The organism is Chitinophaga sp. CB10 (assembly GCA_001870995.2).
In the GTDB taxonomy this organism is placed as follows: Bacteria; Bacteroidota; Bacteroidia; order Chitinophagales; family Chitinophagaceae; genus Chitinophaga.
Window position 1 is genome coordinate 249,244 of record MLAV02000001.1, and the last position, 19,295, is coordinate 268,538.

At 52.9% G+C, this 19,295-nt stretch carries 14 protein-coding genes and 1 riboswitch; of the genes, 12 read left to right on the forward strand and 2 right to left on the reverse strand.

Annotated elements, in window-relative coordinates; all coding sequences use genetic code 11:
• Positions 1-60 precede the first annotated feature (60 nt).
• Positions 61-1,296, reverse strand: coding sequence for a multidrug effflux MFS transporter (locus BOC67_RS00965; protein ID WP_291906346.1), 1,236 nt, complete (start codon positions 1,294-1,296; stop codon positions 61-63).
• 302 nt (positions 1,297-1,598) lie between these two features.
• Here BOC67_RS00965 and BOC67_RS00970 point away from each other — a divergent pair, with 302 nt between their 5' ends.
• A complete protein-coding gene (locus BOC67_RS00970) occupies positions 1,599-2,057 on the forward strand; it encodes a GNAT family N-acetyltransferase (RefSeq protein ID WP_291906348.1) in 459 nt (152 codons plus the stop codon).
• Between the two features lie 181 nt (positions 2,058-2,238).
• On the opposite strand, the gene BOC67_RS00975 is transcribed toward BOC67_RS00970, so the two are convergent.
• A complete protein-coding gene (locus BOC67_RS00975) occupies positions 2,239-3,747 on the reverse strand; it encodes a succinate CoA transferase (protein WP_291906350.1) in 1,509 nt (502 codons plus the stop codon).
• Between the two features lie 276 nt (positions 3,748-4,023).
• On the opposite strand from BOC67_RS00975, the gene BOC67_RS00980 reads away from it, so the two are divergent.
• The 11 genes from BOC67_RS00980 to BOC67_RS01030 all read left to right on the forward strand — a co-directional run bounded on the left by BOC67_RS00980 (position 4,024) and on the right by BOC67_RS01030 (position 18,822).
• Positions 4,024-5,436 carry a DNA/RNA non-specific endonuclease gene (locus tag BOC67_RS00980; RefSeq protein ID WP_291906353.1) on the forward strand — a complete coding sequence of 471 codons (1,413 nt, stop codon included), beginning with the start codon at positions 4,024-4,026 and terminating at the stop codon, positions 5,434-5,436.
• A 40-nt stretch (positions 5,437-5,476) separates the two neighbouring features.
• Positions 5,477-6,664 (forward strand): M20 family metallopeptidase, encoded by a 1,188-nt coding sequence (locus BOC67_RS00985; protein ID WP_291906355.1) that lies wholly within the window; start codon positions 5,477-5,479, stop codon positions 6,662-6,664.
• Positions 6,665-6,719: 55 nt separating this feature from the next.
• The gene (locus BOC67_RS00990) at positions 6,720-7,400 is read left to right on the forward strand and encodes a hypothetical protein (RefSeq protein WP_291906357.1); all 681 of its coding nucleotides are present in this window, start codon (positions 6,720-6,722) and stop codon (positions 7,398-7,400) included.
• A 132-nt stretch (positions 7,401-7,532) separates the two neighbouring features.
• Entirely contained in the window at positions 7,533-8,126 is a 594-nt protein-coding gene (locus tag BOC67_RS00995; protein WP_291906359.1) for a TetR/AcrR family transcriptional regulator, read from the forward strand.
• Positions 8,127-8,158: 32 nt separating this feature from the next.
• Positions 8,159-9,418 (forward strand): MFS transporter, encoded by a 1,260-nt coding sequence (locus tag BOC67_RS01000; protein WP_291906361.1) that lies wholly within the window; start codon positions 8,159-8,161, stop codon positions 9,416-9,418.
• Positions 9,419-9,510: 92 nt separating this feature from the next.
• The gene (locus BOC67_RS01005) at positions 9,511-10,140 is read left to right on the forward strand and encodes an RNA polymerase sigma factor (RefSeq protein WP_291906363.1); all 630 of its coding nucleotides are present in this window, start codon (positions 9,511-9,513) and stop codon (positions 10,138-10,140) included.
• Positions 10,141-10,245: 105 nt separating this feature from the next.
• Positions 10,246-11,385 carry a FecR family protein gene (locus BOC67_RS01010; RefSeq protein ID WP_291906366.1) on the forward strand — a complete coding sequence of 380 codons (1,140 nt, stop codon included), beginning with the start codon at positions 10,246-10,248 and terminating at the stop codon, positions 11,383-11,385.
• A gap of 204 nt (positions 11,386-11,589) precedes the next feature.
• Complete coding sequence (locus tag BOC67_RS01015) at positions 11,590-14,925, forward strand: SusC/RagA family TonB-linked outer membrane protein (RefSeq protein WP_291906368.1); 3,336 nt, start codon at positions 11,590-11,592, stop codon at positions 14,923-14,925.
• 10 nt (positions 14,926-14,935) lie between these two features.
• Positions 14,936-16,306, forward strand: coding sequence for a RagB/SusD family nutrient uptake outer membrane protein (locus BOC67_RS01020; protein ID WP_291906370.1), 1,371 nt, complete (start codon positions 14,936-14,938; stop codon positions 16,304-16,306).
• A 9-nt stretch (positions 16,307-16,315) separates the two neighbouring features.
• The gene (locus tag BOC67_RS01025) at positions 16,316-17,194 is read left to right on the forward strand and encodes a DUF4843 domain-containing protein (RefSeq protein WP_291906372.1); all 879 of its coding nucleotides are present in this window, start codon (positions 16,316-16,318) and stop codon (positions 17,192-17,194) included.
• A gap of 26 nt (positions 17,195-17,220) precedes the next feature.
• Entirely contained in the window at positions 17,221-18,822 is a 1,602-nt protein-coding gene (locus BOC67_RS01030; protein ID WP_291906375.1) for a PKD-like family lipoprotein, read from the forward strand.
• Positions 18,823-19,017: 195 nt separating this feature from the next.
• Positions 19,018-19,213, forward strand: a riboswitch (cobalamin riboswitch).
• Positions 19,214-19,295: the final 82 nt, after the last annotated feature.

A 19,295-nucleotide genomic window follows, 5' to 3' on the forward strand; every position in this document is an offset into this window, starting at 1 on the left:
TGTGAACGGAACCAGGCGCCCGGCGAACTTAAATTTCTCCCTAAAAAAAACAACACACGATTAATGCAATACGGCTTGCGCCCCCTGCATGTCCGTTTCTTGCTTAATGAACCTGCGCCCGGTGAGCAGTACCCCGAGGGCTGTTAGTCCGCACAGGGCCAGGGTAAAGGCCATGGGCGAGGCGTTCGGGATTTTTACCGCGCTCACGGCGGCGGATGTGATGGCGCCGATACCCAGTTGCAGTGCGCCCATGACGGCAGAGGCGCTGCCGGCGTTTTTGGAGAAGGGCGCCAGGCAAAGCGCTGCGGTATTAGGGTTCACGAAACCGAGGCAGCAGAGGTAACCGAAAAGTAATATCAGGAGCAGGGTAAGCGTTAATACATGGGTGATGGCTGCGAGGAAAAGCAATATGCCGAATGCCGACTGAAATGCCAGCGCCACGGGGATGATCTGGCGGCTCTGGAACCTGCGCAGCAGGAAGCTGTTTACCTGGCTGCAACCGATAAAGCCAACGGAGAGGCCGGCAAAAATCCATCCGTACACTTCGCCGCTCACGCCGTACACTTCCATGAAAACTTTCGGGGAGCCGGATACGTAGGTGAAAATGCCTGCGAAGCTGAGTGCGCCGGCCAGGGCATAGGTCGTGAACTGGGCATTCGTAAGTACGGCCAGGAAATTGTTAATAATAGGTTTGGGTTTAAGAGATATAGTGCTGTCAGGGCGGTAGCTTTCCGGTAACCATAACAGGCAGGCGAGGAGAATGCCGACGCCCAAAACCGTCAGGATAAGGAAGACAGTGTTCCATCCAAACGCGTGGGTCACATACCCGCCAACGGCAGGCGCCACCATGGGAGAAGCGCCAACTACCAGCATCAACAGGGCAAACACCCTGGCATTGTCCTTCACGGGGAAGAGGTCGCGCACCATGGCTACTGCCGCTACTGTGGCGGCGCAGCTGCCGATGGCCTGGAAAAACCGCAGCGCAACAAGGCTTTCGATGGTGTGACTGTACATACATCCGATGGAGGTGGCGATATAAAGTATCAGGCCGGCATACAACGGTTTTTTGCGGCCGTATTTATCCAATAGCGGACCATACAGCAGCTGGCCGGCGGAGATGCCGATGAAAAAGCTGGTCAGGGAAAAACCGATGGTAGGCACGTCCGTATGGAGGTCTTTCGCTATGGCAGGGAATCCCGGGAGGTACATATCGATTGAAAACGGGCCCAGGGCAGTGAGCGACCCCAAAATTAAAATTAAAAAAAAGAACCGGGAGGGTGATATCGTTGTTGTCAATGAGTACGTATTTATGGTTTTCGTTTAATGGAGGTCGTAAAGTTACAGTGTATTTTTCGCAGTACCATTGAAAGACGATATCGATTATAGTTATACAACGATCAGTATATGTTATAACTATCCATAAATTAAATTTTTTCGTGCTATCGCCGGAGGTAAAAGGGGCAACTGTCTGATTTACTAACGTGGATGGTTAAACGAAAATAGAAATTCAACCAGCTATTTTTATTTTTTTTGCAGATACTTTTTTTGGTTATATCATTGGGGTGCGAAATGCGCAGCCCACATAAAACAGAAAAGCGATGAATACGGTAACCTATCTCCGGACCAACAACGAGCAGCAGGATTTTGAAGCGCTAACCAATGCGCTGGATGAGGACCTGCGCGACCGTTACCAGGAATTACAGGAAATTTACGATGAACACAATGTGATTGAAGCCATTAACACAGTGGTGATTGCTTACGTGGGCCAGGAGGCCGTTGGATGTGCATGTTTCCGCGAGTTTAATGACCATACCATTGAAATCAAACGCATGTTTGTGAAGCCTGAGTTGCGAGGGAAAGGGATTGCGTTGGGGATATTGCAGGAGTTGGAAAACTGGGCCAAGGAGCTGCATTACAGCTATGCCATACTTGAAACGGGTAAGCGGCAGCCGGAAGCCATCAGCCTGTACCAGAAGAGCGGGTTTACGATTATGGATAATTACGGGCCGTATATCGGCATGGAGAATAGTATCTGCATGCGTAAACGGCTGGGGTAGTGCGGATTTTTTTCTCGCAAAGAGGCGTAAGGGGCAAGGGGGGATTTTTTCTCGCAAAGGGGCATAAGGGGCAGAGCGCGCAAAGGGGGGATTTTTCTCGCAAAGGGGCATAAGGGGCAGAGCGCGCAGAGAGCTTACTTATTCCACTTACGCCGCTTTGCGAGCAATCATAAGCATGGTTCTAATGCGTTATTACGTTGGTTTCTTTTTGCATGGAGCCGGTAGCGTCCATTCTTGCATGCCAGCTGAGCGCTTCCTCCAGGAGGTGCGGCGTATGGCCGCCTTTGCGGGAGGCTGCAACAAAATAATCTTTCAATAATTCCTTATATACAGGGTCAGCGCAATTGCTGATAATTGACTTTGCACGTTCGCGGGGCGCGAGTCCGCGCAGGTCCGCCAGCCCGAAATCCGTTACCACAATGTCCACATCGTGTTCGCTGTTATCGATGTGGGAAGCCATAGGCACGATATGCGAAATTGCGCCGTTCCTGGACGACGCCTGCGTAACGAACACGCTCAGGTAAGCATTGCGCGCAAAATCATTACTGCCGCCGATGCCGTTCATCATCTTCGTACCGCCGATATGGGTGGAATTTACGTTCCCATAAATATCACATTCAATAGCCGTGTTCATACTGATGACGCCTAACCTGCGGATCACTTCCGCGGCGTTGCTGATATCCTGCGGCCGCAGGATGATATGCGGCTTGTAGCGTTCGAAATTTTCCATCAGCCGCGTGTAGCAGGGTTGCGATACAGTGATGCTGGAAGCGGACGCAAAGTCCATCTTGCCGGCGTCGATGAGGTTGAAAGTACTGTCCTGCAAAACTTCAGAGTACATCGTGAGATGCCGGAAGTCCCCGTCGATAAAGCCTTCCAGCACCGCGTTCGCTACCTTGCCGATGCCGGATTGCAGGGGCCGCAGCTGGTGGGTGAGGCGGCCTTTCTTTACTTCATGTTCGAAGAATTGGAGGAGATGCCCGGCAATGGAGCGGGTCTTCTCGTCCCGCTCGTTGATAGCGGCCGGACTGTCGACCGTTTCCGTGATGACGATGGCAATAATTTTTGCGGGGTCCACGGGAATGGAAGGCGTGCCAATCCGCGTGCCTGCCTCCGTGATGGGAATGATCTTTCTATCCGGCCATACGCCGGCGGAAAAAATATCGTGTACGCCATAGAGGGAGAGCGGCACGGAAACATTGATCTCTACAATTATTTTCGCTGCCTTTTCCGCAAACGTAGCGGTATTGCCTACAGAGGTGGTAGGCACGATGCTGCCATCCGCTTCAATCATCAGCGCTTCGATGATGGCTACATCCGGGCGGATGATGTCTTCTTTGATCAGTTCAGCGCTTTCGCCCAGGTGCTGGTCCATGAATAATACATTGCCCTGGTTGATGGCGTTGCGCAAGACGGGATCTACCTGGAAAGGCATCCGTTTATAGACCGCGCCTGCTTCCGTCAGCGTGCCATCGGTGCCATGGCCCAGGGAAGCGCCGGTGAGTAAGGTGATCTTGCGGGGTTGCTGTGTGGCGAGGGCTGCAAATGCTTTCAATACTGCCTTACTGTCTCCCGCCTTGGTGAAGCCGCTGCTGGCCACTGTCATGCCATCCTTAATACAGGCGGCCGCGTTGGCGGCGCTGGTGATCAACCCCTGCATGCCGGATCTCTTGATTCTCTCTTCGTACATCTTAGTGATAGGTTGGTGGAACGCCTAAAATTACGAAGGTAGCCGGTGGCCAAAATGTGATAATGCGCCAAAATGATGCTTGAACCGGCCACCGGCATTTTTAGGGTAAATCGATTGCCTCCGGGCTCAGGATAAGAATATAACGTGCATGGCTATACGATAAATAAAAATTTTTATTCTGTGGAGATGGCAATGCCGCAGGACGAAATTTTTTTTGCTCAAACTGCGATCGTCCGAGTGTAAAAAAATATATCTTCGCGCGTTCGTAAATGGACTATGCCAAAAAGAAGAAAGAAGAGTAGCAGTAATTATTCTATCGTTATTATCCTGGCGATCATCACGTTTGTAGTCACCTATTGTACCCGCAAGTTCACTACCGACAAGGGGAAACAGGCGCCTGCCACTTCGGGGCAGCAACGCCCGCCTGCATCAGGGAAAAAAAAGCAGCCGGAATTATTCAGAGAAAATTTTGAAACCGCTGCTCCTGTAAAAGAACATTACAATACGGAAACCATTACCCTGCAATCAGGACAATGGACGCTGAAAAACGCAGTGATCGGGGCAAAGGCGGAAGATCACAAGCAGGGAAAGCAGGCGCTGCGTGTACGCGGCGGCGGTAGCGCCACCATGGAATTTGATATCACGGTTACAGGCACGGTAACGGTTACGCTGAAACATGCCGCCTACGGCACGGATGCAGGCGGCGCCTGGGAACTCTGGTATTCGGTGAACAAAGGCCAGCGATTCCTGCCTGCCGGCAATGTGGTGCATACCAGCGAGCGGGAACTCCGTACGTCGACCTTCACCATCGTCGCGCAAAAAACGCTGCGCCTCCAAATACGCAGCACGGATAAGGAAAACGGCCGCCTTAACTTTGACGAGATCAGGGTTGTGCGCAGCCACGAAACGCCTGCGCCTTCCGGCGGCGCAGTGCCCGGGGATGATGACAACATGCTGCTCGGCAACCCGAGCGATGCCACGCCATCACTGGTAACGCCGAATAATTACCTGATGGATAAAGGGTATTACAAATTATCGTATAACCGTGACCGTGGTACGCCCAACTGGGTGTGCTGGCATGTAACCGCGAAGGATTTGGGGCATATGTCGCGCTCCCGGGATTTCCGGCCGGATGCCGACGTGCCGGACAGCTGGTACCAGGTTACGCAGAGCAGTTACAGCGGCAGCGGGTTCGACAGGGGGCATAATTGCCCTTCCGGGGACCGGACATTCAGCAGGGCCGCCAACGATGCTACCTTCCTCATGACGAACATGATACCCCAGGCGCCGAATCATAACCAGCACCTGTGGTCGGGGCTGGAAAACTATACCCGCGACCTCGTGCGGGCCGGCAATGAAGTGTATGTGATCATGGGCAGCTATGGCATGGGGGGAGTCGGGGAAAAGGGATTGAGAAAGAAGATTGACCGCAATAATATCACTGTGCCGGATCACATCTGGAAAGTGATTGTGGTGCTGCCGGAGGGCAACAACGACCTGAAACGCATTAACAAGCATACCCGCATCATTGCCGTGAATACGCCGAATAAGAACGACGTCAGCAAGCAGTGGACGGCCTACCTGACCACCATCGCGGAAATCGAGGAGGCGACGCACCTGAAGCTGTTGAGTCGCGTGCCGGAAGCGGTGCGGCAGGAGCTGGTGAAAAAAATTGACAGCGGAAACTGATAGATAATGTATTTTCGGAGTCGTCCAACCCGGAAAGATTATGCTGAAAGAAAAGATCAGGGAGCTGGCGGCTTCCCTGCACGCCAGTACAGTGAGTGATCGCAGGCGGCTGCATGCGCACCCTGAGTTGTCCTATAAAGAATTTGAAACGGCCGCATTCATAGAAGAGCGGCTCGCTGCCATCGGGCTGCCGTATGAGCGGATGGCCAATACCGGCCTGGTGGCGCTGCTGAAAGGCGGCAAGGCGGCATCCTCCGCGGTGGTAGCGCTGCGGGCGGATATTGATGCGTTGCCTATCCAGGAGCTGAACGAGGCGCCGTATAAGTCGCAGAACCCCGGCGTGATGCATGCCTGCGGGCACGACGTACATACGTCCTCGTTACTGGCCACGGCGGAGATACTGACCCGTTTGAAAGATGAATTTGCCGGTACGGTGAAGTTCATTTTCCAGCCGGCGGAAGAGCTGATCCCTGGCGGGGCGAGCATGATGATCAAAGAAGGGGTGTTGCAAAACCCTAAGCCGGATTTCATTTTAGGGCAGCATACCATGCCGGAGCTGCCGGCGGGCAAGGTGGGCTTCCGCGGCGGGCGTTATATGGCCAGCAACGATGAAATATTCCTGACCATCCGGGGCAGGGGAGGCCATGGCGCGATGCCGCACCTGGGCATTGACCCGGTGCTGATAGCCTGCCATATGATCACTGCCCTGCAGCAGATCGTTTCCCGCAGGGCCAATCCTTCGTTACCATCCGTACTGTCTTTCGGGAAAATGCTGGCAAACGGCGCTACGAACGTGATACCTGACGAGGTGAGGGTAGAAGGCACTTTCCGCTGTATGGACGAAACCTGGCGGCGGCAGGCCCATGAAAAGATCCGCCGTATGGCCGTATCCATTGCCGAGGGCATGGAAGGCGTTTGCGAGGTGGAGATACACCAGGGCTATCCCGTGCTGATCAACGACGATGCGCTGACGGCGGCTACCAAGGCGCATGCGGTCGACTACCTGGGGGCGGAGAACGTGGTGGACCTGGACATCTGGATGGCGGCGGAAGATTTTGCCTATTACAGTCAGGCCGGCCCTTCCTGCTTTTACCGGCTGGGCGTGCGCAACGAGGAGCGGGGCATTACTTCCGGCTTGCATACCGCTACGTTTGACGTGGACGAACTGAGTTTACAAACCGGGCCCGGACTCATGAGCTACCTGGCGGTAAAAACTTTAGGCAATTAGTATTTTTATAAATTATTCTTTATTTATATGTATCTTCGGGCATTAATGAATGCCTATGAAACACCCTGTCTTAAAAGCATTATGCCTCGGCGTGTATGCCGCCGCGTTAGTAGCCTGTAATAAGGAGGTCATTGATGAGCCCCGCATGAGAGGGCCGGTAGATGAATCGACCGGCAACAATCCTGACAACAATACGAATAACCCGCTGGCGGGCACTTACCGGGTGGTGGCCAGTACGGCCAACGGCCGTGGGGAAACCCGTTTTGACATGATGGGGACCCCTACGCTGATTGTCACCAATACGCAGGTGACCTGCGATAATTTTAACGGTACGGTGGTGATTGACGGGAAGAACATCACCGCGAAGGATATCAGCATGGGTATCCAGCTGGCGTACACCAACATGACTTACCTTAATGGCATGGAAAGCGGGGACCCGGTCAGCGGGACCAAATACGTGGAGGCGCCGGCGCAAAGCAGCAGCGCTCCCTATACGCTGAAAGGGAGTGACTCCATTTCCTGTAAGGTACTCCTGCCGGCCGGCGTGGGTGAGGCGCTGGGAGAAGCGGGCGCCAAGCTTCCGGATGAAAAGATGCAGCATTATGCGTTTGCAGGGGATACCCTCATCCTGACCGGCAAATGGATTGTAAGCCAGACGCTGTCGAACAACGGCATACCGGTGAACGTCTTTTCTACCGACTTATCGGTGATGAAGCTGGTAAGGGTTTCAAAATAATTTCAGATAAGCTGGCCGGGACGTCCCGGCCAGTTCTTTTTTAGGGCATTCCCTAAGCCTTCCCCCGATATACCCGGCACGTCGTGCGAAAAAATATTTTTAAATAAGCGAATGCTTACTTATTTTTGCGCCATGAGATATCGTGACGAGAATAAAGTTCAGAATATCAAAGCCCGGGCGATAGAAATGATTGCCAATGAAGGGCTGGAAAATTTCGGCATTAATCGTTTGGCTAAGGCGGCGGGCGTTTCCCCTGCTACCATCTATATCTATTACAAGGATAAAGACGATCTCATTTCCACGATTGTGAAGGAGGAAGTAGAGAAGTGGGTGGAATATTTATTCAGGGGATTTTCCCCTGACATGAGCTTTGAAGAAGGCTTGTGGGTGCAATGGAAGAACCGTTCCGAGCATGCGCTGAAGCACAAGGAGCTGAACCTGTTCATGGAAAAGATCCGGAATACCGCTTTTGGAGAGCGTTTATTGCATGGGATGTCGGAGGAGATGCGCAAGCATATGGGCAGCTTTTTGCAGCATGCCCGGGATAACGGGGAGATAGAAGAGGTGCAGCTGGAAGTGTACTGGGCGGTAGCTTTTGCGCCGTTGTACACCCTGATACGGTTTCACCAGGAAGGTAAAAGTATCGGCGGGCGCTCCTTTACTTTTTCGCAGGAGGTGATGCGCCAGACCTTTGAGCGGGTGATTAAAGCTTTAAAAAAGTCATAAGTTTTTAGCTCCATATATACATAGTAATTTTTATGAAAACACAACAATCGTTTAGCCCTCAACAGAAGCTGGTCGTGGTGATGCTGGCACTCACGCAGTTTACTGTTATTCTCGATTTCATGGTGATGTCGCCCCTGGGTGATATGCTGATGAAGTCTATGAAAATTTCGCCTGATCACTTTGGCATCGTGGTGGCTGCCTATGCTTTCAGCGCGGGCATCTCCGGTTTGCTGACCGCAGGATTTGCGGATAAGTATGACCGTAAGAAGCTGCTCATTTTCTTTTATGCAGGATTTATTGCAGGTACGCTCTGCTGCGGCCTGGCGCAGACCTACGCTATGCTGGTTGCCGCCAGGATCGTCACCGGTATTTTTGGCGGTGTGATCGGCAGCGTGTCCATGGCTATTATCACCGATTTATTTCCACTTGAAATGCGTGGCCGCGTGATGGGCTTCATGCAGATGGGCTTTGGCGCCAGCCAGGTGCTGGGGATTCCTATCAGCCTGTACATCGCGAACCACTGGGGCTGGGAAGCGCCGTTTTTCATGGTGGTGATACTGGCGGGCCTGGTGCTGGCGATGATCGTGATGCGCCTGCCGGCGGTTACCGCTCACCTGGCGCTGCAATCGGATAAAAGCCCGGTACAGCACCTGCTGCATACTTTCAACAAGCGTAATTACCGGATTGCTTTTCTGGCAACGGCGCTGTTATCAGTAGGCGGATTTATGATGATGCCTTTCGGTTCAGCGTTTGCGATCAACAACCTGCATGTTACCGCCGGCCAGTTACCGGTGCTGTTCACCTTTGCGGGTTGCGTATCGCTGATCTCCGTGCCGCTGATCGGTAAGCTGAGTGATAAGATTGACAAGTTTGCGCTCTTCAGCATCGCATCCCTTTACACGATGGTGATGGTGGTGGTTTACACCAACCTCGGCCCGAGTCCTTTCTGGCTGATCATCCTGCTCAACGTGTTGATGCTGGTAGGCATTCTTTCCAGGATGGTTCCGGCAACGGCGCTGATTTCAGCCGTGCCGCAGATGCAGGACAGGGGCGCTTTTATGAGCATCAACTCCTCCCTGCAGTCCATCGCCGGCGGGCTGGCAGCCGTGCTGGCAGGCCGTATCGTTACGCAGCGGGATAATTTTAGTCCGCTCGAACATTACGACACCGTAGGCTGGGTGGTAGTAGGCTTCAGCATGATCGGCATCTTCCTGTTGGGACGTGTTTCGAAGATGATCAAAACTAAAAATACAGCCGTGCAGGAACCGGAGCTTACACCACAGGCTTCCTGAGTTCCGCAGGGTTAACATTTCGGGCACCGCCGGCCGTGCAGCGTTATGCTGCCGGCCGGTGTTTTTTTAGGGCTATAATTTCTTTCCTTTTTTTGCTATTTTTAGCCCCGATACAGAACGCAGCATTGGAGGACGCCGTAATAAATAATGACAACAGCCTGTTGCTACGCATTGCAGCAGGAGATGAAACTGCCTTTCGTGAATTTTTTCACGAGTACAGTAATAATATATATACCGTTGCCTTCATGCTGACCAAATCCGCCGAGATGGCGGAGGATATGGTACAGGAAATCTTTCTCAAACTATGGCTCAACCGGGCCGCCCTGGCTGAAGTGAACAATATACGCAGCTACATCTTCATTCACGCGCGTAATCACATCTTTAATGAATTAAGGAAGAAGGCGGACAAGCAGGCGTTTACGGACGAGCTGCTGGATTATTTTGCCGAAGTGCGGGACACGCCTGAAAACGCCCTGCTGCAAAAGGAAAGCCGGCAATTGCTGCAGCAGGCTATCCTGCAGTTGCCTGCCCAGCAGCAGCTGGTGTACAGGATGAGTCGCGACGAAAATTTAACCCAGGAGGAAATAGCGGCGCGGCTGGGCATCAGCAGGCACACCGTCCGCAACCACATGGCCCAGGCGCTGCAAAATATCAAACATTTCCTCGAAACCAATGCCAACGGGCTTTTGCTCCTGAGTTGTATCGCTGAGTTGCTGTCCTGAAAAAAAAGTTAAAAATTTTTTAACGCTGACTAGTATTCCCTGTTTCAAAATGTGTCTTTATAAATACGCGCGGGTAAAGAGGACCTGTTGCGGTGTAATTGTAGTATGCTGAACCGAAAGAAAGAATTGCTGGAAGGACTGGCGGATAACACGCTGACGGCCGCCGGGCTGGCGGAATTAATGCAGGGTATCCGTGCAGGCGATCCTGAAATGGCGGAAGCGATAGGGGAGCTGCTGGCCGATGGCGAGCGCACCGGGTTGCTGACACCGGAGCGGGAACAGTGGCTGTTTGATAAAGTAATGTCCAGGGCAAAGCAGGCGGATAAGCGGGTACGGTGGTTACCGGCATACTCCTGGCGTGTAGCCGCCGCCGTTACGTTGCTCCTGGCCGGCAGCGGCATTTATTCTTCTCTCCAAAAACAAAAAAAACAACATACCCTGGCAATGGAACAGCGCCGGCCCGCGGGCAACAAAGCCGTGCTGACCCTGGCCAACGGGCGCCAGGTGGAGTTAGACAGCGCCGGCAATCAGCAGCTCCAGGAAGGAAGCGCGCAAATTCAGCAGCAGCACGGGGAACTGAAATATGCATCCAATGGTACGGCCGCTGAAGGGGCGTACAACCAGTTGTCCACTCCCCGGGGCGGACAGTTTGTACTCCAACTCCCGGATGGCTCCAAAGTATGGCTGAACGCGGCTTCCAGCATCAGGTACCCTGTGGCCTTCGGGCAGGAAAGAGTGGTCAGCATTACCGGGGAGGTATATTTCGACATCCGGCAGGATGCGGCCAAACCCTTTATTGTAAACACTTCCCGCTCATCGATACAGGTGCTGGGCACAGCCTTCAATATCATGGATTACGCGGATGAAACGCAGCAGCAAACAACGCTGGTGAGCGGCGCCGTGAAAGTGATGGCAGGGAAGGAAGCCGTAGTGCTGAAGCCCGGGAAAATGGCCGTGGTAAAGGAAAGCGGCATCTCCGTGACGAACGTGGATACCGGCAGTGTTGCAGGGTGGAGGACGGGAGAGATCAACGTGCAGGGGCAGGATATGGCGGCCGTGTTGCGACAAATATCCCGCCTGTATAATGTGGACATCATTGTGCAGGGCAAGCTGCCGCCGGATAAGTTAGGATATATAACAGATAAGCATACGCCCCTTGCCACCATGCTGGAATTACTGCATGAGCACGGGTTACAGACGAAAATCGACGGATCGGCCATTATTGTAACAAGTAAGCAACCATAAACGATCAATAGTACAATGTTTCAACCGTAGTGCGAACAGTGAACAATTAACACTGCCTTCATTCATTCATGCCCAAATATTGATGCCAGGTAAGTCAGCCTTCGTAACAAGGCCGGGGGATTGCTTTGCCGCTATTATTACCAACTATAGATCAAAAACCAACCATTGATTCAAATGTCATCATCAACCAAATTGCTGATTAGAATGAGAATTACTGCAATGCTGATCCTGGTAGCTACCTTGCAGGTCAGCGCCAATGCCTATGCGCAGCGGATCAACCTACATGTGCGGAACATGGCTTTGCAAAAGGTGTTTGTTCAGCTCAGGCAGCAAACAGGGTTTACCTTTTTCTGGGACCAGGAACAGCTGGACCAGGCAAGGCCGGTAACCGTGGATGTGCAAAACGCTTCCCTGAAAGAGGCGATGGACCAGTGTTTAAAGGGATCGTCGCTAACCTTTGAAATCAGGGAAAGCAGCAAAACCGTTTTTGTAAAGGCGAAATCGGAAGGGGATAAAGACCTCGCCGTTACGCCGCCGGAAACGATCACCGTGCGCGGGCGCATCACAGATCCTGACGGTAACCCGCTGGTTGGCGCCACTGTAATGATACAGGGCGCCAACCGCGGCGCCGCCGTAGACGCCTCGGGCAACTATACGCTCACGGGCGTGCCGGCGGATGGCGTGCTGCTCTTCCGGCTGGTAGGCTATGAGCCGCAGACGGTGAAAGTGAACCGCCGCACGGAAATCAACGTACGCATGGTAGTGGCTTCCCAAAAAATGAATGAAGTGGTAGTGACCACCGGTATCTTCACCCGTAAGAAGGAAAGCTTTACCGGCGCTTACTCTGTGTACACCGGCGAACAGCTGAAGACCACCGGCAACCAGAACATCATCCAGAGCTTACGCTCCCTGGACCCTTCCATGCTGGTGCTGGAAAACAACCTGGCGGGCTCCAATCCCAACGTGATGCCGAACCTGGCTATCCAGGGCAAAACCAGCCTGATAGGGCAGACGGACGCTTTGCAAAATGATCCGAACCAGCCGCTGTTTATCCTGGATGGTTTTGAATCTGACCTGGTGACCATCATGGGACTGGATATCAACCGCGTGGCCTCCATCACGATCCTGAAAGATGCCGCGTCTACTGCCATCTATGGCTCAAAAGCCGCTAACGGCGTGGTGGTAGTGGAAACGAAGGTGCCGAAGAACGGCGCGATGAGTTTATCGTTTAATGCGGACTACACAGCATCCATGCCGGACCTGCGGGATTACAATATGATGAATGCCGCGCAGGTACTGGAATACCAGCGGCTGGCAGGAGTGTACACCACCAATACCGGCGGGCTGCCCAAGCAGGCGGACTTCGACTCCGTTTACAACTCCCGCCTGAACCGCGTGCTGCGTGGCGTAAATACTTACTGGATGGGCGAACCGCTGACCTCCGTTGCGCTAGCGCAGAACTATTCCATCTATGCGGACGGCGGTGAAGGGAAATTCCGCTATGGCCTGGGTATGAAATACGGCAAAGTAGAAGGGGTGATGAAAGGCTCCGGCAGAAATATCGGTAACGGTAATATTGACCTCATCTATCGTTCGGGGAAATTTTCCTTTACGAACAAATTCATGCTGTCCGGCTTCAAAGCGACGGAATCCCCCTATGGCTCCTTTGAAACGTATGTGAGCGCCCTGCCTTACTATGAAAAAAATTATACGCAGCGTTACCTCGATTCCTCCATTATGAGCTCGGGATTGATGGTACGTACCAGCAACCCGCTGTATCAGCTGCAACTGCCGAATACCAATACCAGCAATGAAATACAGCTCTCTAACCGGTTTGGGGCCATTTACCAGCCTACCAACAATCTGCGCGTGGAGGCAAGGGTGGCCGTTACCCAACGCAACGGGGAAACGGAGTTATTGCGCTCGCCCAACAACACGGAGTACGACAATGTGAAGTTTGATCAGAAAGGCCGCTACGTGCACGGCAGAACGAAAGGATTTTCCTATGAAGCATTTTTACAGGGGAGCTATGGCGTGGTGCTGAACGGCAAGCATGAAATCAACGTGGTGCCGGGTTTTACCCTGCTGGATAACTCCGCTACTTCCGACAGCTATACGGCTGTGGGCTTTCCGCAGGCGACGGTGATGAACCCCGCCTTTGGTACCGGTTACCTGGAAGGCGGCACGCCAGGCTACCGCAAGGCGGCCACGCGCAGCGCCAGCGGATTTTTCAACGCCCACTACGGGTACGACCGCCGGTACATGGCAGATGCCACTATCCGTAAGGACGGCTCCTCCGTATTTGGCTCCAACAGGCGCTTTACCAACACCTGGACGCTTAGCATGGCCTGGAACGTACACAACGAAAAATGGTTCCGCCGCGGCCAGCTGCTCAACTACTTCCAGGTGCATGGAAGCGTGGGCAATCCCGGCAACCAGGGCTTTGGCAGCTACAATACCTTCACCACGATGACGTATATCCCGGGTATGATCAACGAACGCGGGAACGGCGTGCTGGTGGACATCTGGGGCAACCCGGACCTGGCGTGGCAAAAGACGCTGAATAAAACGGCAGGCGTGGAAGCGCGTATGTTTAAAGACAGGCTGGCATTCACCGTGAACGTATTCCACAAGTTCACCGATCCGCTGGTGGTATCCTTGCCCAGCGCGCCTTCCGTGGGTAACGGCAGCCAGATGATCAATATCGGTAACATGACGGCTACAGGTTTTGACGCGATTGTAAGAGCCACCGTGATCAACATGCCGAAGGAGCGCTTCTACTGGCGTATCAATGCCAGCGCTACCAAAGTGAAATCCGTTTACGGCGGATTGGGCAACAAGCTGAACGTGCTGAATAAGAATAATGAAACAGGCAATACCGGCATCACTGATGAATCAGCCCAGATGAACCAGCTGCTGACGCGCTATTACGACGGCGCGAGCCCGGATGATATTTGGGCGGTGCGTTCCCTCGGTATCGACCCGGCGACAGGCAAGGAAGTGTTCCTCACTAAAAACGGCGAGCGCACCTTCACCTACAATGCCGGCGATGTGGTGAACATCGGCAACAAGCAACCGGATTTGCAGGGCGTGATCGGCACTTCCGTGCAGTATAAAGGCTTTGTGGCCACGGTGAACCTGCGTTATACCCTCAACGCGTACCAGATGAATACGGCGCTGTACAATAAAGTGGAGAATATCAGTTTGGGTACCGTGTACGTGGAAAATATGGATCTGCGCGCACTGACGGACCGCTGGAAGCAACCGGGGGACGTGGCACAGTTCAAGGCTATCAGTCAAACCGCGAGCGTGCCTATCAGTTCCAGGTTTGTGCAAAAGGAAAGTACGCTGAGCGGCGAGTCCATTTCCCTGAGTTACGACATGCAGGGCTCGCCCTGGCTGCAATATGCGCGCCTAAAGGGTTTGCGGATGACGGGTTATCTGAACGACATCTTCCGGTTGTCTACCATACAGCGTGAGCGCGGTATTACCTACCCTTATGCGCGGACAGTTTCGTTTTCATTAAGTGCTACTTTCTAATTTTAAAATTATGATCAGAAGATATATCAACTGTTTGATGCTGGGCGCAATGGTAGTGATAGCGGGCGCCTGCAACAAATACCTGGATGTAAAGCCGGATACAAGTATCCTGGAATCGGACGCCTACAATACCCAGCAGGGATTTGAATCCCACCTGAACGGGGTGTACCTGGCGCTGGCCCAGAAACAGATGTACGGCGGTATGATAAACATGGTAGCGCCGGAGCTGCTGGCCCAGCGTTACATGCAATCCAATGTGAGCGGCTCCCTGCAGATGTCGTACAAGCCGGTGGCGGATTTGAACTATGGCGACAAGGTGACCAAGGATATGTTCGCCGGCATATGGGCGAGCGCCTATACGCAGATTGCGAACCTGAATAACCTGTTGCAGCAGATAGACGGGAAGAAATCCGTTTTTTCCGACAGTGCGTTTAACAAGGTGAAAGGGGAGGCGCTGGCGTTGCGCAGCTTCCTGTACTTTGACCTGCTGCGGCTCTTCGGGCCGGTGTACAGCGTAGATTCCGTGAAGGAAGCCATTCCGTATTACACCACGGTGTCCCGTAACCCTAACGGCTATATGAAAGCCAACCAGCTGATGGACAGCCTGATCCGCGATGCGGCGCAGGCCCGCAGCCTGCTGGATTCCGGCTATGCCTTCCGCAAGCCGTTCTTTAATTATTTTTCCGCGACGGCGCTGCTGGCGAGGATGACGTTGTACCGGGGCGACAAAGCAAGCGCCTATGCCTATGCCAAACAAGTGATCAACAGCATGAACGGGCGCTATGGTTTTACGCCTTACAGCAATACGGCCGCTGATCCCGCGCTGACGGGCGATGCCGTGCTGGCGTTTCAGAACACCAAGCTGATAGATACCTATAATACCTATTATTCCCCCGATGTGGCCACTACTACCAACTTCCTTTTCCCGGCGCCGCAGGTGCTGCTGAATTGCTTTGGTACGGAGGATGACCAGCGGTATAACGGCGCTATTTTTTCCAAGCCGAACAATGGCGCCAGCGCTTCCATCTGTATTTACAAGTTTGCGAAAGGGGAGCTGATCCCTATCCTCCGCGCGTCGGAATGTTTGCTGATTGCAGCGGAAACTGCGCCGGACCCGAACGAGGGCGTCAATTACGTCAACCAGTTGAAGAAAGCGAGGAATATTGCCGCGGTGACGCCGGTGGCGGATTTGCAGGCGCATATCGGGAAGGAATATATGCGGGAGTTTTGGCTGGAAGGCCAGCTGTTTTACTACTACAAACGCAAGCTGGTAACAACTATTCCCAATAACTACGATGCGAAGGATTTGAAGCTCACCAAAGCCAGTTACGTTGTGCCGGTTCCGGACAATGAACTTGTTATTCATCAACCAAATAACTAACACAGGAGTATGAAAAGATATTTGACGATCCTGACGCTGCTGGCAGCGATCCCGTTTGTGTTTAACGCCTGTAAGAAGTCGGCCCTGCTGACGTTTTCAGCCTCCGGCGCCGTGTACTTCAACCAGTCGGCCATGGACTCCCTGGGGCTGTATTACAAGCTTACCGATTCCACCATGGGCGTGTACTGGACCAGCACCAATATAGATACGGTCAGCCGTATGGACACGGTGACGGTGAACAGCGGCGGCATCAGCGGCAGCGTGACCGAGTTTGTGCTGGCGCTGGAAGTACGGATGATGGGGCAGGTATCCCCGGCGGACCGGAAGTTTCGTTTGAAGATTGACACGGAACATTCCACCCTGCCGGCGGACGCTTACACGCTAAACCCAGATGACTGTGTATTAAAGGCCGGGCAGGTGCGGGCATATGTGCCGCTGAAAGTAAAGCGTATCCCGGAGCTGCTGAAACGGCCGCTGTATTTGACCGTATCGCTGGAAGGCGCGGGGGACGGGCTGGATACCTCCTATAGCGCAAGGATGGTGAACGGCGTGAGGAAGAATGTGATTACGCGGACCTATGGTATCTATGATAACATCCCTGCGCCGATGTGGTGGCGTATAGCCTATGGCGTTAACCTGCTGGGGCCGTTCAGTACCACCAAGGTGAGAGCGCTGGCGGATTATATGGGCGTGACCTTATCCTACCTGCTGACGGCCAATATTTCCGTGAGTTACCTGGATGGTATGGCCAAGCAGTTTTACTGCTACCTGAAAGCGAGGAAGGATGCCGGCAACCCGCTCATGGATAAGGATGATATTACTGGGGTGGAGTTTCCGATGGAGGCCGGGAAGAATGCGGTGAACAGCTGCCTGGTACCGGTTAATTAATGCGCAATTTAAACTGAACTTTTTTTATGGTGTATATAAGAGAAAACTTTTTGCGGCTGGTGCTGGTATCGCTGCTGGCGGTATTTGCAGCGGGTTGTTACAAGGACCTGGGGAATTATGATTACAAGGCAATCAACAGCATCGAACTGGGGAAGATGCCCGATACCTTGCGGGTGTTTCAGTACGATACGCTGAAGGTGAAGTTGCCGGTAAGCGCTTTGCTGGACAGCAGCATCCTCGATGAACCGGGCAGGTTCACTTACCAGTGGATTGCCTCTACGGGAAATGCGGATTACGTGCTGGATTCCAGCCGGGAGCTGAAAGCCTATGTGGTCATACCTCCGGGCAAGTACACGCTGATTTTCAGGATGCGTGATACGAAGACGAATAATTTGTACTCCAAGAAGTCGAACGCCAATGCGCTGAGCGTGGTGACCGGCACTTACGAAGGCTGGCTGGTGTTTAGCGAAGTGCAGGGCCGGGCGCAGCTGGATATGGTGAACTTTGTAAACGGGCAGGCCCCTACGATTGCGCGGGATATTTTGCGTAACTCGCCCGTTATACCGCGGCAGCTGACAGGGGCGAGGGATATATGCTATACTTACAGCACGCCTACCTCCAACCAGGTACCGGGCCCGGGGCACGACTCTACCAAGGTGACGGCCGCCGATGCGGAGTGGATTTATATCTGCACGGACCAGGGGGCGTGGAAGCTCCGCAATGACGTGCTGACCACGCGGTGGCAGTGGACGATTGCGCGGGAATTTATCTTGCAGGACTCTGCCTCGTTCCGTCCCGGCTTTTGCGGTAATGGCCGTGGTATAGGCGTAAACGGCGCTTACCTGTATGTGTATGATAACAAGGGCAACTTCTTCGAACGTGCGCCGAGCGCTTATTACGAAGCTTCCCGGCCGATCAACAACGTATCGACCGAAGGGAAGACATTTAAAGCAGCGCCGTTTTTCTGCCGGTATCAGAACACCGGCAGGACCTTCGACGCCGTGTTGTTTGATACAGAGAAGAAGCGCTTCTTACGCTATACGCAGGGCGCAGGCACCTGTACGCCGGTGCAGCCGAATGCGATTCCTGACCCGCTGTTTGACTTCAATGATGTGAAGAAGGACCTTGTGTGGATGAAAACCACTTTATTTAACACGCTGACCTATGCGATCCTGCGGGGAGCGGACGGCGCTACCTGGCTGGCTACGTTTAACCTTAGCAGTGGTACTTCGCAGGACAGGTATGTACGCCTGACGGGTACGGATATTGACAAAGCGACGCTGTTTACCGTGGACCGTAATTACGGTACGCTGTTTTATGCAGTGGGCGGAAAAGTCTATGCTACCAGCAAGTTTTATCCTGACCAGAGTTACCTGGTGCTGGATAAGGGAGAGGAGAAGATTACGTACCTGGATCAGCATATTTTCCTGCGCTCTACTTATTTTTCAACGGATCCGGAGCATCCTGCGAGTCATGTGATGGTGGGGTCGTATCATGAAGGGACCGGTGTGGGTACGCTGGAAGGGTATTACCCGGCGGACTTTGTGAATGCGCATGCAGCGTTTACGAAGAAGTCCGCATACACGGGATTTGGGAAGATCAGGGCGTTGAGCTACAGAGAGCGGTAAATATTTGCCATCACCAACCAACCATTCATAAAGCCGGCGTCCTGAGAGGACGCCGGTTTTTTTATTTTTGGAATTTTTTTCTTTTAATCATTGATTGATTTGTGTTTTGTTCTACGTAGACAACAGAAAATTATACTTATTTCTATATTTATTTGATTTTGTGGGTATTTGTTCTGTAAATTGCGCTCATTATTACTTTTTGATACAGATAACGGTGGCTGTTGTATCCGCAACAGCATTAAAAGGGAATAGTGTGCAAATCACTGGCTGTCCCGCAACTGTAAGCAGTACCTGAATTTTATCTACCTGATGTTCATTGCCGGCATAGCCGGTGAGAAGAACAGATAAAATACTGCAAGCCAGGAGACCTGCCTTATCTGCATGTTGACAATTACTTTCGTGGACTGAAGTGGGTCAGCTTTCAGGAGCGCAGCGGTAGCCTGGCGTACGCAGCAGCTATTGCGCGCATCCTT

Excerpts from the sequence above, each read along its gene's own strand:
- BOC67_RS00975 (WP_291906350.1), bottom strand. The coding sequence starts at position 3,747 with ATGTACGAAGAGAGAATCAAGAGATCCGGCATGCAGGGGTTGATCACC.
- BOC67_RS00995 (WP_291906359.1), top strand. The coding sequence starts at position 7,533 with ATGAGATATCGTGACGAGAATAAAGTTCAGAATATCAAAGCCCGGGCG.
- BOC67_RS00990 (WP_291906357.1), top strand. The coding sequence starts at position 6,720 with ATGAAACACCCTGTCTTAAAAGCATTATGCCTCGGCGTGTATGCCGCC.
- BOC67_RS00970 (WP_291906348.1), top strand. The coding sequence starts at position 1,599 with ATGAATACGGTAACCTATCTCCGGACCAACAACGAGCAGCAGGATTTT.
- BOC67_RS01025 (WP_291906372.1), top strand. The coding sequence starts at position 16,316 with ATGAAAAGATATTTGACGATCCTGACGCTGCTGGCAGCGATCCCGTTT.
- BOC67_RS01020 (WP_291906370.1), top strand. The coding sequence starts at position 14,936 with ATGATCAGAAGATATATCAACTGTTTGATGCTGGGCGCAATGGTAGTG.
- BOC67_RS01030 (WP_291906375.1), top strand. The coding sequence starts at position 17,221 with ATGGTGTATATAAGAGAAAACTTTTTGCGGCTGGTGCTGGTATCGCTG.
- BOC67_RS00980 (WP_291906353.1), top strand. The coding sequence starts at position 4,024 with ATGCCAAAAAGAAGAAAGAAGAGTAGCAGTAATTATTCTATCGTTATT.
- BOC67_RS01000 (WP_291906361.1), top strand. The coding sequence starts at position 8,159 with ATGAAAACACAACAATCGTTTAGCCCTCAACAGAAGCTGGTCGTGGTG.
- BOC67_RS00985 (WP_291906355.1), top strand. The coding sequence starts at position 5,477 with ATGCTGAAAGAAAAGATCAGGGAGCTGGCGGCTTCCCTGCACGCCAGT.
- BOC67_RS01010 (WP_291906366.1), top strand. The coding sequence starts at position 10,246 with ATGCTGAACCGAAAGAAAGAATTGCTGGAAGGACTGGCGGATAACACG.
- BOC67_RS01015 (WP_291906368.1), top strand. The coding sequence starts at position 11,590 with ATGAGAATTACTGCAATGCTGATCCTGGTAGCTACCTTGCAGGTCAGC.